General features: G+C 57.5%; 17 protein-coding genes. 10 read left to right on the top strand and 7 right to left on the bottom strand.

The features are described from left to right. Positions 1 to 127 precede the first annotated feature (127 nt). A complete protein-coding gene (locus ACWGZX_RS06310) occupies positions 128 to 1,075 on the bottom strand; it encodes an IS110 family transposase (RefSeq protein ID WP_452625178.1) in 948 nt (315 codons plus the stop codon). An 843-nt stretch (positions 1,076 to 1,918) separates the two neighbouring features. On the opposite strand from ACWGZX_RS06310, the gene ACWGZX_RS06305 reads away from it, so the two are divergent. The 4 genes from ACWGZX_RS06305 to arfB all read left to right on the top strand — a co-directional run bounded on the left by ACWGZX_RS06305 (position 1,919) and on the right by arfB (position 5,605). After that, on the top strand, positions 1,919 to 3,340 hold the full coding sequence (locus ACWGZX_RS06305) for an amino acid permease (protein ID WP_452627697.1): 1,422 nt from the start codon (positions 1,919 to 1,921) through the stop codon (positions 3,338 to 3,340). A 236-nt stretch (positions 3,341 to 3,576) separates the two neighbouring features. Next, positions 3,577 to 4,077 carry an Hcp family type VI secretion system effector gene (locus ACWGZX_RS06300; protein ID WP_452627696.1) on the top strand — a complete coding sequence of 167 codons (501 nt, stop codon included), beginning with the start codon at positions 3,577 to 3,579 and terminating at the stop codon, positions 4,075 to 4,077. Beyond that, entirely contained in the window at positions 4,070 to 4,765 is a 696-nt protein-coding gene (locus tag ACWGZX_RS06295; RefSeq protein ID WP_452627695.1) for a DUF4225 domain-containing protein, read from the top strand. The genes ACWGZX_RS06300 and ACWGZX_RS06295 overlap by 8 nt, the downstream gene beginning before the upstream one ends. A gap of 426 nt (positions 4,766 to 5,191) precedes the next feature. Continuing rightward, a complete protein-coding gene (gene arfB, locus ACWGZX_RS06290; RefSeq protein WP_008010994.1) occupies positions 5,192 to 5,605 on the top strand; it encodes an alternative ribosome rescue aminoacyl-tRNA hydrolase ArfB in 414 nt (137 codons plus the stop codon). On the opposite strand, the gene ACWGZX_RS06285 is transcribed toward arfB, so the two are convergent. From ACWGZX_RS06285 to phhA, 6 genes are all read right to left on the bottom strand, one after another. Continuing rightward, complete coding sequence (locus ACWGZX_RS06285; protein ID WP_452627694.1) at positions 5,602 to 6,801, bottom strand: MFS transporter; 1,200 nt, start codon at positions 6,799 to 6,801, stop codon at positions 5,602 to 5,604. The genes arfB and ACWGZX_RS06285 overlap by 4 nt on opposite strands. Before the next feature lie 104 nt (positions 6,802 to 6,905). Beyond that, complete coding sequence (locus ACWGZX_RS06280; protein ID WP_452628971.1) at positions 6,906 to 7,088, bottom strand: hypothetical protein; 183 nt, start codon at positions 7,086 to 7,088, stop codon at positions 6,906 to 6,908. Between the two features lie 76 nt (positions 7,089 to 7,164). Beyond that, on the bottom strand, positions 7,165 to 7,296 hold the full coding sequence (locus ACWGZX_RS06275) for a hypothetical protein (protein ID WP_263288442.1): 132 nt from the start codon (positions 7,294 to 7,296) through the stop codon (positions 7,165 to 7,167). Positions 7,297 to 7,590: 294 nt separating this feature from the next. Continuing rightward, complete coding sequence (locus tag ACWGZX_RS06270; RefSeq protein ID WP_452627693.1) at positions 7,591 to 8,784, bottom strand: amino acid aminotransferase; 1,194 nt, start codon at positions 8,782 to 8,784, stop codon at positions 7,591 to 7,593. Beyond that, positions 8,784 to 9,140: a 4a-hydroxytetrahydrobiopterin dehydratase gene (locus ACWGZX_RS06265; RefSeq protein ID WP_452627692.1), complete on the bottom strand. Its 357-nt coding sequence runs from the start codon at positions 9,138 to 9,140 to the stop codon at positions 8,784 to 8,786. The genes ACWGZX_RS06270 and ACWGZX_RS06265 overlap by 1 nt, the downstream gene beginning before the upstream one ends. Before the next feature lie 105 nt (positions 9,141 to 9,245). Further along, on the bottom strand, positions 9,246 to 10,031 hold the full coding sequence (phhA, locus tag ACWGZX_RS06260; protein ID WP_452627691.1) for a phenylalanine 4-monooxygenase: 786 nt from the start codon (positions 10,029 to 10,031) through the stop codon (positions 9,246 to 9,248). Positions 10,032 to 10,311: 280 nt separating this feature from the next. Here phhA and ACWGZX_RS06255 point away from each other — a divergent pair, with 280 nt between their 5' ends. From ACWGZX_RS06255 to flgJ, 6 genes are all read left to right on the top strand, one after another. Further along, positions 10,312 to 11,877 (top strand): sigma-54-dependent transcriptional regulator, encoded by a 1,566-nt coding sequence (locus tag ACWGZX_RS06255; RefSeq protein WP_223517025.1) that lies wholly within the window; start codon positions 10,312 to 10,314, stop codon positions 11,875 to 11,877. A 361-nt stretch (positions 11,878 to 12,238) separates the two neighbouring features. Next, entirely contained in the window at positions 12,239 to 12,979 is a 741-nt protein-coding gene (locus tag ACWGZX_RS06250; RefSeq protein ID WP_452627690.1) for a flagellar basal body rod protein FlgF, read from the top strand. A 45-nt stretch (positions 12,980 to 13,024) separates the two neighbouring features. After that, complete coding sequence (gene flgG, locus ACWGZX_RS06245; protein WP_223517029.1) at positions 13,025 to 13,810, top strand: flagellar basal-body rod protein FlgG; 786 nt, start codon at positions 13,025 to 13,027, stop codon at positions 13,808 to 13,810. Between the two features lie 53 nt (positions 13,811 to 13,863). After that, entirely contained in the window at positions 13,864 to 14,559 is a 696-nt protein-coding gene (gene flgH / locus ACWGZX_RS06240) for a flagellar basal body L-ring protein FlgH (RefSeq protein WP_223517031.1), read from the top strand. A 27-nt stretch (positions 14,560 to 14,586) separates the two neighbouring features. After that, positions 14,587 to 15,675 carry a flagellar basal body P-ring protein FlgI gene (locus tag ACWGZX_RS06235; protein ID WP_452628970.1) on the top strand — a complete coding sequence of 363 codons (1,089 nt, stop codon included), beginning with the start codon at positions 14,587 to 14,589 and terminating at the stop codon, positions 15,673 to 15,675. A gap of 11 nt (positions 15,676 to 15,686) precedes the next feature. Beyond that, positions 15,687 to 16,982 (top strand): flagellar assembly peptidoglycan hydrolase FlgJ, encoded by a 1,296-nt coding sequence (gene flgJ, locus ACWGZX_RS06230; protein WP_452627689.1) that lies wholly within the window; start codon positions 15,687 to 15,689, stop codon positions 16,980 to 16,982. Positions 16,983 to 16,990: the final 8 nt, after the last annotated feature.

The following is a 16,990-nucleotide window of genomic DNA, read 5'->3' as shown; positions in this document are numbered from 1 at the left end:
TCGGGGTGGCTTTTTTTTTGTCTGACTTTAAGTGTTGTGGTGAATGGTCGGGCGTCATCGCGAGCAGGCTCGCTCCCACAGTTGATCGCATTCCAATGTGGGAGATTCTATGGTTGAGGGGAAGCCCTCAACTGGTTTTCGGTTGGTATTCGCTTTGCCCGTTCAGCAGGGCGAATACAACCCGAGCAAGCTTGCGAGCCAGCATTACCAGCGCCTGAGTGGTGCTGAAGCCCCGAGCTCTTTGCGCTTCGTAAAATCCTTTCCAGGCCGCCGTTCGGCTGGCCGACATCGCTGCATTGTGCAAAAGGCGCCGGGCCTCTGGGTCACCTCGCTTGCTCAAACTCCGGCGACAATCTTTTTGTCCTGACTTCGCCACCCGCAAATCCATTCCCAAGAAGGCGATAAAGGCATTCGCGTTTCTGAAGTCACCCCGCTGAAAAGCCGCAATCAAGCGAGCTCCGGTCAAAAAACCAATACCTTCAACTTTCAGACACCGCTTTAACTGGCCGAGCAAGCCGGCTTCTTTCAGATGGTCCTTAATCGTCTTTTCGACCAGCACTTCAAGTTGCTGCATGGATTTCACTTGCTCGGCGAAAGCGGTTTTCAGCAACGGTTCATTCGCCCAGCTTTGCACCAGGCCAACTCGCGCCTGGACCAAAGCCGCCCGGCGGCGGAAAAGGCTCAAGAGCTGGCGGTACAGCGGTGACGGCGGGGTCCACGGATGAAGCTCCTCAGCTTCGTTCTTTAAATAACGGGCAAGTAACTTGGCATCTAGCGCATCAGTTTTGGCGCGAACTTTGACACCTTTTCGGTAATGACTGAGTTCATAGCCGCCCACCATGTAAATAGTGCAACCGGCCTCATAGGCCAAGTCAGCAAACTCCAGGTGATAGATGTTGGTGGCCTCAATGGCGATCGCCACTGTCCCCGGCAAGGCCTTCAACCACTGCTTGATGGCCGCTTTGGTGTTGGGGATTTCTTCGAGCAAATCGAACTCTGCCTGATAAATCACCAATTCATTCTTGGCGACATCCACACCCACGATCGGCTTTGAAACAAGAACCGGCATTGCCATTGGATTTCCTCCGGGATAAGGTTTTAAGCACTTGAAGGGCTCACCCAGAGGCGCAGGCTTGTTCCTATCGTCGGTCTAGCCAGAAGCATTCTTTATCGGCGCTTGGGTGAAAGGAGGAGGGGCGAAATCTCCCACGGTCTGTACTGCGTCAACAGTCAGAAACGAGCCTTGTCCCTCCTCCTCCCTTCAAGTCCTACCATACAAGCGAGCCTGCTCGCGAAGGCGCCAGTAGTGACACCGTCGTCAATGTGCAGTCGTCTGACTGACGAATCCGATCAGGAAAATATTCGTTACGGCGTGTAAAGAAATCCTGACGAAATATCGCCTAAAACGCCTTGGGTTGACGTTCACGGAAGGGGTGTAAGGAAAACCTGCCGAAATCAATCTGCTGAACGATCGCCCAAGGCTCTGGCCCGCTTGTTTCGGCGGCGCCATAAGGGTCAGATGCGCCACATGCCTGTCGTGCAGGTGCATAACAAGAAGGAGGCGCAATGTACGCCGTGACTCATCTCCATCTCCTATCGAGGGGCGATTTCTCGATTGCTCCCGTCACTGACCTGCAAAGGTCTGACTCAATTTTTGCAGCCGCCCGAGACGCTCGGGGTGGACACAGGCAATCCCGGCAAATGACACGCTGATCAGGCGGGTCTGGTAGCAGGGGGTTACAGGTGTACAATGCGCCGCGTTTTAACTGTGACCTCCTGCGCATCAGCGCAAACCTCAAGGCTATCCGCCTTGTTCACTCCGCCACGCCACGAGTGTGTCGGGTTCGATTTCGTCACAGATAAAAACAAACAGGTGACGCATGACCGTTGTAAATACGCAGAACGTGAGACCCTTTTCATGAGTGGACAAACCTCGCAGTCAGGCGAGCTCAAACGCGGCCTGAAAAATCGCCACATTCAATTGATTGCCCTCGGTGGTGCGATCGGTACCGGCTTGTTCCTCGGCTCGGCCGGGGTGCTGAAATCCGCCGGCCCGTCGATGATCCTCGGCTACGCCATCTGCGGCTTCATTGCGTTCATGATCATGCGCCAGCTCGGCGAAATGATCGTTGAAGAGCCCGTTGCCGGTTCCTTCAGCCACTTCGCGCACAAATACTGGGGCGGTTTTGCCGGCTTCCTGTCGGGCTGGAACTGCTGGATCCTGTACATCCTGGTGGGCATGTCGGAGCTGACCGCGGTCGGCAAATACATCCACTACTGGGCGCCGGACATCCCGACCTGGGTCTCGGCAGCCGGGTTCTTCGTGCTGATCAATCTGATCAACCTGGCCAACGTCAAAGTCTTTGGCGAGGCCGAGTTCTGGTTCGCGATCATCAAGGTCGTGGCCATCGTGGGCATGATTGCCCTGGGCAGCTACCTGCTGGTCAGCGGCAATGGCGGCCCGCAAGCGGCGGTCAGCAACCTGTGGTCCCACGGTGGGTTCTTCCCGAACGGCGTCAGCGGTCTGGTGATGGCCATGGCGATCATCATGTTCTCCTTCGGTGGCCTGGAAATGCTCGGTTTCACCGCTGCTGAAGCCGACAAGCCGAAAACCGTGATCCCGAAAGCCATCAACCAGGTGATCTACCGGATCCTGATTTTCTACATCGGCGCGCTGGTCATTCTGTTGTCGCTGACGCCATGGGACAGCCTGCTGGCGACCTTGAACGCGTCGGGTGATTCCTACAGCGGTAGCCCGTTCGTGCAAGTGTTCTCAATGCTCGGCAGCAACACCGCCGCGCACATCCTCAACTTCGTGGTGTTGACCGCGGCGTTGTCGGTATACAACAGCGGCACGTACTGCAACAGCCGTATGCTGCTGGGCATGGCCGAGCAGGGCGATGCGCCGAAGGCCTTGTCGAAGATCGACAAGCGCGGCGTGCCGGTGCGTTCGATCCTCGCCTCGGCGGCGGTGACGCTGATCGCGGTGCTGTTGAACTACCTGATCCCGCAAAACGCTTTGGAACTGTTGATGTCGCTGGTGGTTGCGACCCTGGTGATCAACTGGGCGATGATCAGCTTCTCGCACTTCAAGTTCCGTCAGCACATGAACAAGACCCAACAAACACCGCTGTTCAAGGCCCTGTGGTACCCGTACGGGAACTACGTCTGCCTGGCGTTCGTGGTGTTTATTCTGGGCGTGATGCTGCTGATTCCGGGGATCCAGATCTCGGTGTACGCGATTCCGGTGTGGGTCGTGTTCATGTGGGTCTGCTACGGCATCAAGAACAAACGTAGCGCCCAGCACGCACTGCACGCAGCAGGCTCCAACGCGAAGTAAGCGCAGAGCGCAGAAACAACAAACCCGGCCAATGTGCCGGGTTTTTTGTTTTTGATGCGTTAATTTTAGATTGCGCTGTAATCCCGCTCCTGCATAAGCATTCATTGTTTACTACAGTGATTTCTGAAATTTTTTAAAAGTTGGCTGATGCTCGTTGCTTCAGAAACAGCCTACACCCTGCCTAATGCTTTTTTTGCCATAGTCTCGCGCTTTGAATACATCAAGGATTAGCGGTTATGGCCAGTCACAGCTACATGAGTATTACCGGTAAGCGACAAGGGCTTATTTCTGCCGGCTGCTCAGGCCAAAGCTCAATTGGTAACAAGTGCCAGTTCGCGCATCAGGACGAAATAATGGTGCTGGCTTACTCGCACGATATGGTCACCGGTAATGATGGCAGCATTGCCGGAGGTCGCGGCAAGCACATGCCAATCATGATAACCAAGGCTATCGATAAGTCATCGCCTCTATTGGCCAGTGCACTGCATGAGCGTGAAGAGGTCGAATGCATTATCAATCTCTACCGCACCGCCTCCGCGGGCGGGCAAGAACGATACTATTCAATTCATCTTACAGGTGCGCGTATCGCGCATATCAGTCAGCAGGTCCCGCACGCTATTCGTATGAACGACGCAGAGCCGCAAGAGTTAGTGTCTATTCGGTATAGAGAGATTGCCTGGGCGCATGTTCCTGGTGCGACAAGTGCTTATAGTACTTGGGGGAATGAGGATGAATGAAGACGCCTGTGATATCCATGATGTGACGAAAGCGGCCTCTGACTTGGTGGCGGTTGGATGCAGCATTGGCATGGCGCATTTTGCTGATGGTATGACACGGCTTCGCTTTAGTTCGATTGTTTCATCCTGCGCAGATGAGGTTATTCAGGCGGTTGTTGAAGGGCTTATCAGCGCGTGGCAAGGGCTTCAGGAATTAAGAGCCGAACACGAAGAGTTATTGTCGAAGGCGCTTTTTTATACTCAAAACGGTATCGGTGTTTTGGCAGGAGGGATGCAAATTGAAGTCGGCATCGCGATGACGGGGGCGTCGTGGGGGATCGGGGTCGTGCCAGGTGCGCTTCTAATCGGTCATGGGGCAAATAACATCGCCGAAGGGGTGGCGAATATTTATAACGGTCCCGATGCACCTAGTGTTCAAGGTCCTCTTAGGCGAGGCTATCAAGCTCTTTTTAGGGATAGTTATAACGGTAATATGGCGTATTATTCGACCGATTTGCTTTTGTCTGGCTATGGCATGTTTAGATCGGTACGCAAGGCTGGTTCATCGCAGCTTTTTAGATATGATCCTATTAGTAATGTGCCGGCTTATCAGCAATCGGGCGCTCTAGCTTTGTTTTTCGAGGGTTTGGTTGATTCTATAACTTTAAATTCAATGGTTAAGGAGTCGTCGATGGTGCGTGGCAATTGATACCATGCGGCATAACGATGTTATGCAATTCCTCGTAGTCTTGGGATGTAGAAGCGCAAGCCAAATAATGCAATAGGTATATACGTTGCTATGTAGGTGATATTTAAGGCTCGTCCCTCTAGTGGTATTACTTCGGTTATTACCCAGACAACTGCTCCCATAATAGGTATTGAACAGCCTAAAACCAAGCAGGTCACTGCCAAATGGTATCGAATATTTTCAAATGACATAAAGTTATAGATCTCGTTGGTGTGAGATTTGAGACTAATATAGCCATTCAAAACAAAGCAACTCCCCATTTGTAAATACGAAAACTCTGTAAGAAAAGACTGGCATGACTTCTTGGTCTCACATGCTCCAGTGACTACCTGCTATTCAGACCGATATTCGCGGTATCCTGACCACCCTGAACCCGGACGCTTTTCCATGCTGGTGATTTCCAACAACGTGCATCTGCCGGATGCCGAGATCGAGTTGACGGCCATCCGCGCCCAAGGCGCCGGCGGGCAGAACGTCAACAAGGTTTCCAGCGCCGTGCACCTGCGCTTCGACATTCCGGCCTCGTCCCTGCCCGAGTTCTACAAGGAGCGGCTGCTGGCGCTGCGCGACAGTCGCATCACCAGCGAAGGTGTGTTGATCATCAAGGCCCAGCAGTACCGCACGCAGGAGGCCAATCGCGCGGATGCGCTGGAGCGCTTGACCGAGCTGATCCTCAGCGCGACCAAGGTCGAAAAGAAGCGTCGCCCGACCAAACCGACGCTGGGTTCAAAAAAGCGTCGGCTTGAATCGAAGACCAAGCGCGGGAGCATCAAGGCCGGGCGCGGCAAGGTCGATTTTTAACGCGACTCTCGCGCTTCGCGTTGCTTCGGTGCTTGCCGGTACAAGTAAACGCTCAAGGCCAAGCCGCTCAGCGCGGCAATCGCAGCGAACAGGAAAATCGAAGCAAAACCAAACCCTGCCGCAATGGCACCCGCCAGCGGGCCGGTAATTCCCAGCGACAAATCAATGAACAGCGAATAAGCCCCGACGGCCGCGCCACGGCTGGAGGCGGGCACCAGGTTGACCGCTTCCACGCCCAGCGCTGGAAAGACCAGCGAAAAACCGAAACCGGTCAGCGCCGCACCGGCCAGTGCCCAATGGGCATCCGGCGCCAGCCACAGCAGCAGCAACCCCAGGGTTTCTACGGACAGGCAGGCAATCGCCACGCGGAACCCGCCGAGGCGGTTGATCAGGTTGCCAAACAGCAGGCGCGCGCCGATGAAGCTGGCGCCGAACAAGCTCAGGCATAACACCGCGTTGTCCCAGTGTTGCGTGGCGTAATACAAAGTGATGAAGGTGGCGATGGTGCCAAAACCGATGGAGCCCAGCGCCAGGCCGCAACCGTGGGGCAATACGCGTCCCAGCACATGCATGAACGGCAAACGCTCACCGACCACAATCGGTGCGGCAGTTTTTGGCCAGGCCAGTGCCAGGCCCAGAACGGCCAGCAGCACAATGCTCACGCCCATGCTCCACAATCCCAACTGATGGACCAACAGCACGCCCAGCGGCGCGCCGACGGCCAGAGCGCCGTAACTGGCGATGCCGTTCCAGGAAATCACCTTGGCGGTGTTTGCCGCGCCAACACGGCCGATGCCCCAGCCAATCGATCCTGAGCCGACCAGACTTTCTGCGCTACCCAGCACCAAGCGGCCAATCAGCAGGCTGATCAGGCTCACCGTCGGCAGACTTTGGGTCCAGGCAGAAATCAGCATGAACACACCGCTCAAGCCGCAACCGGCCAGGCCGTACATCACCGCCAGTTTGCTGCCCTTGTTGTCGATGATTTTGCCGGCATAAGGTCGGCTGAGCAGGGTGGCCAGGTATTGCACGCTGATCACCAGCCCGGCGATGACTGCGCCAAAACCGAGGTCGCTGTGGACGTAGCCGGGCAGTACGGCGAGAGGAATGCCGACATTCAGGTAGCCGATGAAGGTAAACAGAACGATGGAAACGACTTGCAGCGTGACCGCCAAGGGGCGCTGGTTTTCAGACATGGGTAAAAGTCCACGGGAAAGCAGGATAGATAGGCTGCTTATGATAGCGGCGCGAGCGCTCGCGGGTCGTGGAAAAAGTAAAACTATTTGCCGGGCGGTGTGGATCAGGGTTTGGCGGGGGCAACCAGTTGCGTCGTGACCAGGGCGGCCAGGGCGTTTTCTTGAGTGCCGAAACGGGCGAGCAAGGCGGCTTGTTTCTCGGGGGACAGGTGGTTCCAGATCTCGATCATCTTCTCGGCGGTGCCGATCAGGACGCTGGCTTGGGTTTCTGAGAAGTCATCGGTCATGGTGCGGGGCTCAAGGTTCAGGCGGTGTGGAAAGCGCATGTTAGCGCTTTCCACACGGTCTGGCATTGCAGGTGTTTCAGTCTTCGCTGTCGGCCTGGCGGCGTTCAGTAGCTTCTTTCAGTTCGGGCTGTTGGGCGCCGGCTTGTTGCGTGGTTGTCTGCTCAGTTTCGTGCAGGCTTGGGAAGGGGAGATTAGGAATCTCGTGCATATTTCGCGCTCCTCGCAAAGTCTGTTGATAGATCTGGTAGATCCGCGCTTATACAAAGCCTGGGCAGGATACAGCAGTAAAAATGACAACCCGACTTTTATATCCATTTGTTTCGACGGATGGGGTTGTCTAGACAGGTCTGGAATAGGCAGCAATACGAAACAAATGTAGGAGCGACGGTGCGACGATTCGACTTGCTCGCGAATGCGGTGGATCAGTCAATGTTTATGTCGACTGACCCACCGCTTTCGCGAGCAAGCTCGCTCCTACAGTGGGATCTTCAGTGTTTGGTGGTTACTTGCAGACGTTGGCAATCGCCTCGGCCAGCAAATCCAGGCGCGTTGCATCAATCCCCGCCACGTTGGCCCGGCCGGAGTTGACCATGTACACGCTGTGATGATCACGCAGCTGTTTAACCTGTTCAGCCGTCAAACCGGTGTAGGAGAACATCCCGCGTTGTACGCCAATGTGCGCAAAACGCTCGCGCAAACCATAGGGTTCCAGCGCTTCGACCAGACCGCTGCGCAACTGGGCGATACGCAAACGCATGGCTTCCACTTCGTCGGCCCAGAGGCTTTTCAGCTCTGGATCGCCAAGAATGGTCGCCACCACGGCTGCACCGTGATCCGGCGGTGTCGACCACAGATTGCGGGCGATGTTGGCCAGTTGGCTGCGGATGTCCACGAGCTTGTCAGCGGTTTTTGCGCAGACAATCAGCGCGCCGGTGCGGTCGCGGTACAACCCGAAGTTCTTCGAGCACGAACTGGTGATCAGCACTTCCGGCAACGCGTCAGCGAACAAACGGGTCGACCAGGCATCCTGCTCCAGTCCATCACCGAAGCCTTGGTAGGCGAAGTCGATCAACGGCAACAGATCGCGACTGCGCACCACGTCCAGCACACGGCGCCAGTCGTCATGGGAAAGATCGAAACCGGTCGGGTTGTGGCAGCAGGCGTGCAGCAACACCACGTCGCCCTTTGGTGCTTCATTGAGCACCGCGAGCATGGCGTCGACGTCGAGGCGGTTGTCGCTGCCAACGTACGGGTAGTGACTGACCTTGACCCCGGCCGCCGCGAAAATGGTTTCGTGGATCGGCCAGGTCGGGTTGCTCATCCACACGCCACGGCCCGGCAGGCACTGGGCGATGAAATCGGCGCTCAAGCGCAATGCACCGGTGCCGCCCGGGGTTTGGGTCGCTCCAGCGCGTTGCCCGGCGATCAGCGTGGAGTCCGCACCGAGCACCAGCTCGCTGATGGCTTTGCCGAACGCCGGTTCACCGTGACCACCGATGTAGGTTTTGGTGGTTTGACGATCCACCAGACGCTGCTCGGCAAGCTTCACCGACTGCGGAATCGGCGTCAGGCCTTGGGCGTCTTTATAGACACCCACGCCGAGGTCAAATTTGCGCGGGTTCGGGTCCTGCGCATAGGCTTCCATCAAACCGAGAATCGGATCGCCGGGGACTCGACCTATGGCGTCGAAATGCATTATTTGCGGCCCTCGGCGTCCTTGGCCACTTCGTCAGTACGCGCGGCCATGATGAAGTCGTTGCGGTGCAGGCCCTTGATGGAGTGGCTCCACCAGGTGACGGTGACTTTGCCCCATTCGGTCAGCAGGCCCGGATGGTGACCTTCAGCCTCGGAGATTTCACCGACGACGTTGGTGAACGCCAGTGCATGTTTGAAGTTTTTGAACAGAAACAGTTTTTCCAGCTGCATCACGCCGTCGCGGACTTCGATGTTCCAGTCCGGGATCTGCTTGATCAGTACCGGCAACTCTTCGTCGCTGACCTGAGGGGCGCCGGCTTGGCAGGCTTCGCAATGGGCTTGGTTCAATGTGGACATGATGAATTCCTGAAATCGAGTGTTTGGGGAAACGGTCGTCAGTGAGATGACGCTATAGCAAAGCGTCGATCCGTAACAGACTCACCTGATGCCAAAAGGCGCGGATCACGCAGCCTTTGGCGGAAATTTTGGTGTGTGCAAGCCCAGCTGCATGCCTTGTTTGACCATGCTCATAATGTCTTCATGAGCTACATCAAACAGACGCTTGAGGTTCGGCAAAACAAAGTACAGCGGTTGCAGGATGTCGATGCGGTATGGCGTGCGCATGCATTCCAGCGGATCGAACGTCTGATGTTCAGGTTCGTTCGACAGGCAGTAAACGGTTTCTTTTGGAGAGGAAAGAATGCCGCCGCCGTAAATGCGCAGGCCTTCAGCTGTATCGACCAGACCGAACTCGATGGTCATCCAGTACAGGCGCGCCAGGTACACGCGTTCTTCCTTGGTCGCTTGCAGGCCAAGTTTGCCGTAGGTGTGGGTGAATTCAGCAAACCAGGGGTTGGTCAGCAGCGGACAGTGGCCAAAAATCTCGTGGAAAATGTCCGGCTCTTGCAGGTAATCCAGCTCTTCGCGGGTACGAATAAACGTCGCCACCGGAAACTGCTTACTGGCCAACAATTCGAAAAAAGTCTGGAAGGGAATCAGCGCCGGGACTCGGGCCACTTGCCAGCCGGTGGTTTCACCGAGGACTTTGTTGATTTCACCGAGTTGCGGAATGCGGTCGTGGGGCAGACCGAGTTTTTCGATACCGTCCAGGTATTCCTGGCACGCACGACCCTCGATCACTTTCAATTGACGAGTGATCAGCGTGTTCCACACCGCGTGTTCTTCAGCGGGGTAGTCGATAAAACCTTGCGCATCGGGCTCGCGAGCCACGTATTGCGTCTGCTTCATGCTGCTCTCCTGCTAGGGGATTCATTCTTGTTATGTGCTGCTATTGACCTAGAAATACCCCAAGGTGAGCGGTGTTGCAGCAGGTGTTTGGCGTTCTGCGTAGGAAAATTCTCCGCTTTTCGTAAAGTATTCGTTACGGAATCGCTGCGATGGCGCAGCTATTGAGATTTGCGGGTTTGAAAAGGTGTCCGGGTGTCACATAATCTTGACGACTACTTTGGCGCCAGCGCAGAAAAATTCTCGCGCGGGGCCTCGATTCCCCCTTTCTTTGGGCCTTTATATGCGTATCAAAGTCCACTGCCAGAACCGCATCGGTATCCTGCGCGACATTCTCAACTTGCTGGTGGAATACGGGATCAACGTCGCTCGTGGCGAGGTCGGCGGTGAGCATGGCAATGCGATCTACCTGCATTGCCCGAACCTGATCAACATTCAGTTCCAGGCCCTGCGTCCGAAATTCGAATCGATAGCCGGCGTATTCGGCGTCAAGCGTGTAGGGCTGATGCCCAGCGAGCGTCGGCATATGGAGCTCAATGCCTTGCTCGGTGCCCTGGAGTTTCCGGTGTTGTCGATCGACATGGGCGGCTCCATTGTCGCGGCCAACCGGGCGGCGGCGCAATTGCTCGGGGTGCGGGTGGATGAGGTGCCGGGGATTCCGCTGTCGCGTTACGCCGAGGATTTTGATTTGCCGGAGCTGGTGCGGGCCAACAAGTCGCGCATCAACGGGTTGCGGGTCAAGGTCAAGGGCGACGTGTTTCTGGCTGACATCGCGCCGTTGCAATCGGAGCATGACGACAGTGAAGCCATGGCCGGTGCGGTATTGACGCTGCACCGCGCTGACCGGGTGGGCGAACGCATCTATAACGTGCGCAAGCAAGAACTGCGCGGGTTCGACAGCATCTTCCAAAGCTCGAAAGTGATGGCAGCGGTAGTGCGCGAAGCACGCCGCATGGCGCCATTGGATGCGCCGCTGTTGATAGAAGGCGAAACCGGCACTGGTAAAGAGTTGCTGGCGCGCGCCTGTCACCTGGCTAGCCCTCGTGGGCAATCTCCATTAATGGCGCTCAATTGCGCCGGTTTGCCCGAGTCGATGGCCGAGACCGAATTGTTCGGCTACGGCCCCGGCGCCTTCGAAGGCGCTCGCGCCGAAGGCAAGCTTGGGCTGCTGGAGTTGACGGCGGGCGGTACGTTGTTTCTCGATGGCGTGGGGGAAATGAGCCCGCGCTTGCAGGTGAAATTGCTGCGCTTCCTGCAGGACGGTTGCTTCCGGCGTGTGGGCAGCGATGAAGAGGTTTATCTGGATGTGCGGGTGATCTGCGCGACTCAGGTGGATTTGTCTGAGCTGTGCGCGCGGGGCGAGTTTCGCCAGGATCTGTATCACCGTTTGAACGTGCTTTCGCTGCACATTCCGCCACTGCGTGAATGCCTCGATGGTTTGACGCCGCTGGTGGAGCACTTCCTCGATCAAGCCAGCCGGCAGATCGGTTGCCCGTTGCCGAAACTGGCGCCGGCAGCGATGGAGCGGCTCAGTCATTACCACTGGCCGGGCAATGTCCGGCAATTGGAAAACGTGTTGTTCCAGGCGGTTTCGTTGTGTGAGGGCGGGACGGTCAAGGCCGAGCACATTCGCCTGCCGGATTACGGTGTGCGTCAGCCGCTTGGCGATTTTTCGCTTGAAGGCGGGCTTGACGAGATTGTCGGTCGTTTCGAGAAAGCGGTGTTGGAGAGGCTGTACTCCGAGCATCCGAGCAGTCGGCAGTTGGGCAAGCGGTTGGGGGTTTCGCATACGACCATTGCCAACAAGTTGCGTGAGTACGACGTCGGCAAAGAACCGGGAAGCGCCTAGACCCCTGTAGCAGCTGCCGAGCCTGCGAGGCTGCGTCCGGCTGCGAAGCCGTCGTGAATTCAGGCACTAAGATCCTTCAGGTAAACCGCATACATAGGGTTTACGACTGCTTCGCAGCCGGACGCAGCCTCGGCAGCTGCTACAAGGATCCCATTGAGCTCATGAGGTCAAGCGTTGCCACTCACCGGCATAACACCGCCGGTTTTTCGACTTTGACACAATCTCTCATTCCTCTCTGAAACCCCCTCAAGTCCTTTGTTTGCCGGGCCCGGCGCCGCCAAAAAAAAGTTGGTCTGCAAATTGCTTGACGCTCAACAGTACAGCGGTGGGCGGCAAACGTCCGGCATGCAGAGGAATGAGTGTGGACAAGTACCTTTATGTGGCAATGACCGGCGCCAGCCAGAATGCACTGGCGCAGAAGGCTCATGCCAACAACCTGGCAAACATCTCCACCAACGGTTTTCAGAAGGACCTGGAACAGGCCCGTTCGATGCCGGTCTTTGGTGACAGCTTTCCGGCGCGTGCGTTTGCCATGACCGAGCGCCCGGCCACCGACTTCTCCCCTGGTTCGCTGGTTGAAACCGGTCGCGACCTCGATGTCGCGGTGCAAGGCAACGGCTGGATCGCCGTGCAGACCCCCGATGGCGCTGAAAGCTACGTGCGCACCGGCAGCCTGAACGTGGACGCCCTTGGCGTGCTGCGTGCCGGCAACGGTATGCCGGTGATGGGCAATGGCGGACCGATCGCCGTGCCGCCCGAGCAGCAAATCGAAGTGGGTGAGGACGGCACCATCAGCATCCGTGCGATGGGCGAAGGCCCGCGCGTGATGGCTGAAGTCGACCGCATCAAGCTGGTCAACCCTGACCTGAGGAACATGACCAAAGGCCTGGACGGTTCGATCCACACCAAGGACGGCAAGCCGGCGCAAGCCGATTCCGGCGTCAAACTGGTGTCCGGGTTCCTGGAATCGAGCAACGTCAACGCCGTGGAAGAAATGACCTCGGTGCTGGCGCTGGCCAAGCAGTTCGAGCTGCACATCAAGATGATGAACACCGCCAAAGACGATGACCAGGCCATGGCTCGGGTCTTGCAGATCAGCTAATTACCAGAACGTCGCGCCGTAAAACAGGCGCACGAGGAGAATCGAATGCTTCCGGCTCTATGGGTTGCCAAAACAGGTCTGTCCGCCCAGGACACTAACCTGACCACCATTTCCAACAACCTGGCTAACGTGTCGACCACGGGTTTCAAACGTGACCGCGCCGAGTTCCAGGACTTGCTCTATCAGATCAAACGCCAGCCAGGCGCCCAGTCGACCCAGGACAGCGAACTGCCGTCGGGCCTGCAAGTGGGCACCGGTGTGCGCATCGTCGGCACCCAGAAAAACTTCACCGCCGGCAGCCTGCAAACCACCGAGCAGCCGCTTGACCTGGCGGTCGACGGTCGCGGTTTCTTCCAGATTCTGCAGCCGGACGGCACCACGTCCTACACCCGTGACGGTACGTTCCACCTCGATTCCAACGGGCAGGTCGTCAACGCCAGTGGCTTCGCCCTGGAACCGGCCATCGTTATTCCCAACGAAGCTCAGACCTTCACGGTCGGTCGCGACGGCACCGTGTCCATCACCGTTCCGGGTAACCCGGCCAGCCAGGTGATCGGCAACCTGCAAACCGCTGACTTCATCAACCCGGCCGGTCTGCAAGCCGTGGGTAACAACCTGTTCCTGGAAACCGCTGCCAGCGGCGCACCGCAAGTCGGTACACCGGGCCTGAACGGTTTCGGCACCACGCTGCAGAACACCCTGGAAACCTCCAACGTCAGCACCGTTGAGGAGATGGTCAACATGATCACCACTCAGCGCGCTTACGAGATGAACTCCAAAGTGATCTCTACCGCCGACCAGATGCTCTCGTTCGTAACGCAGAATCTGTAAATCAAGTCTATGAGGCGGCCATGAGGTCGCCTGCAACACCGTGAGGTAGGGTCATGAATCGCTTTGTATCTGTTCTGGCACTGAGTGGGGCTGTTGTGCTCGCGGGCTGCGTCCCAACGACGCCCAAGCCCAATGACCCTTATTACGCCCCGGTGTTGCCGCGCACACCGTTGCCGGCGGCCGCGAACAATGGCTCGATTTACCAGGCCGGTTTTGAGCAGAACCTGTACACCGACCGCAAGGCGTTCCGAGTGGGTGACATCATCACCATTACCCTGAACGAGAGGACCCAGGCCAGCAAAAACGCCAACTCGCAAATTGGCAAGAACAGCAAGGCCAACATTGCCCTGACCTCGCTGTTCGGCTCCACACCCAACACCAATAACCCGTTCGGCAGTGGTGACCTGACGCTGGACGCCAGCTATGAAGGCGACCGCGCGACCAAGGGTGACAGCAAGGCGGCGCAGGGCAACACGCTCGTGGGCTCGATCACCGTTACCGTTGCTGATGTATTGCCCAACGGCATCATCGCAGTACGTGGCGAGAAGTGGATGACCCTCAACACCGGCGATGAGCTGGTGCGGATTGCCGGGCTGGTGCGCTCCGATGACATCTCGACCGACAACACTGTTTCGTCGACCCGTGTCGCCGATGCACGCATCACCTACTCGGGCACCGGTTCGTTTGCCGATGCGAGTCAGCCAGGCTGGTTCGACCGTTTCTTCCTCAGCCCGCTGTTCCCTTTCTAGGTGGCCAGTTTGAATCTTAAACACCTCATGGTGGCCGCCTTGATGTTGTCTGCGGCGTTCAACGCGCAGGCCGAGCGGCTGAAGGATATCGCCAGTATTTCTGGCGTGCGCTCCAACCAATTGATCGGCTACGGCCTGGTGGTCGGGCTTAACGGCACCGGTGACCAGACGACCCAGACGCCTTTCACCCTGCAGACCTTCAACAACATGCTCTCGCAGTTCGGCATCAAGGTGCCGCCGAACTCGGGTAACGTGCAGTTGAAGAACGTTGCAGCGGTCTCGATCAGTGCGGAACTGCCGGCGTTTGCCAAGCCGGGTCAGCAGGTCGACATCACCGTTTCCTCCATCGGGAACTCCAAGAGCCTGCGCGGCGGTACCTTGCTGCTGACGCCGCTCAAAGGTATCGACGGCAACGTCTACGCCGTCGCTCAGGGCAACCTGGTGGTGGGCGGTTTTGATGCGGAAGGTCGTGATGGTTCGAAGATCACCGTCAACGTTCCGTCAGCGGGTCGTATCCCCGGTGGTGCGTCGGTCGAGCGTTCAGTGCCAAGCGGTTTCAACCAGGGCAATAGCCTGACGCTGAACCTCAACCGTTCGGACTTCACCACCGCCAAGCGCATCGTCGACAAGATCAACAACTTGCTTGGCCCTGGTGTTGCCCAGGCCATTGATGGTGGTTCGATTCGTGTCAGCGCACCTCTTGATCCAAGCCAGCGCGTCGACTACCTGTCGATCCTGGAAAACCTTGAAGTCGATCCGGGTCAGGCGGTGGCGAAAGTCATCATCAACTCGCGCACCGGCACCATCGTGATCGGCCAGAACGTCAAGGTTTCGCCAGCCGCCGTGACTCACGGCAGCCTGACCGTGACCATCACCGAAGACCCGATTGTCAGCCAGCCTGGCGCTTTTTCCAACGGTCAGACGGCCGTTGTTCCGCGCTCGCAGGTTAACGCGGTGCAAGAAGCCAAGCCTATGTTCAAGTTCGGCCCGGGCACTACCCTCGACGAAATCGTCCGTGCGGTGAACCAGGTCGGCGCGGCGCCGGGTGACTTGATGGCAATCCTTGAAGCATTGAAACAGGCTGGCGCATTGCAAGCCGACCTGATCGTGATCTAAGGGCGGCTGTCATGGATATGCGCAAAAGTGGTCTGGTCAGCAGCAGCGACTCCGGTTCCTATTCGGACTTGAATCGCTTGAACCAGCTCAAGGTGGGCGACAAGAACAGTGACGGCAACATGCGTAAGGTTGCGCAGGAGTTCGAATCGCTGTTCCTTGGGGAAATGCTCAAGTCCATGCGTTCGGCCACCGAAGCGCTGGGCCAGGACAACCCGCTCAACACCCCGGCGGCCAAGCAATACCAGGAAATGTACGACCAGCAGTTGGCCATTTCCATGTCCCGCGAAGGCGGTGGTATTGGTCTGGCAGACGTGCTGATGCGCCAGATGTCGAAGAACAAACCGCTGGCGCCAGGTGAGGCGGCGGCCCTGTCTGCCGCCAAGCAGGAAGCGGCGAAAGCGACGGTGTCGACGCCGATCGCGGCGGGCACTGTGGCCACCGACGGTCCGCTGTCGCGGCTCAATGGTCAGCGCCCGTTGTGGGCATCGCGTTCGGTGAAAGCGCCGACAGGCGAGGGCACGCATCGCAATGATATGGAGCTGATCAATCAGCGCCGTCTGGCCTTGCCGCCGAAACTGGCGGATCGCTTGCTCGCCGGTTTGGTGCCTTCGGCCATGACCACCGCGACCGCCAACAAACCCTTGTTGCCTGAGCGAGACGCCGCGACGCCGACGGTCGCGACCGGTGCCGGCCCGCTGTTCAACGGCGATTGGCTGGCCTCGCAAACAGACACCAAATCGAGCGGGCGCCTGCAGATTTACGGCCGTGCCATGGCGCAGATTCCCTTGGCACCGCCGAAGAAAGCTTTCAGTTCCGCCGACGAATTCGTCAACACCATGCTGCCGATGGCCAAAGAAGCGGCCGAGCGTATTGGCGTCGATCCGCGTTACCTGGTGGCCCAGGCCGCCCTGGAAACCGGTTGGGGTAAATCGGTCATGCGTGCCCAGGATGGCAGCAGCAGCCACAACCTGTTCGGCATCAAGGCCGGTAGCAGTTGGAGGGGTGATTCGGCGCGGGCAATCACCAGCGAATTCCGTAACGGCGAGATGGTCAAGGAGACGGCCGAATTCCGTTCCTATGACTCGTACAAAGACAGCTTCCATGACCTCGTGACTTTGTTGCAAACCAATAATCGCTATCAAGATGTCGTGAAGTCTGCCGATAACCCAGAACAGTTTGTACGCGAGTTGCAGAAGGCCGGGTATGCAACCGACCCGGATTACGCAAGCAAGATCTCGCAGATCGCCAAGCAGATGACGAGTTACCAAAACTACGCTGCAGCGGGCGCTTCCACTACGCCGTTATAGGCACAAGG

This window comes from Pseudomonas sp. CLCA07, assembly GCF_053615335.1.
This window is presented reverse-complemented; position numbering and strand designations above follow the sequence as displayed.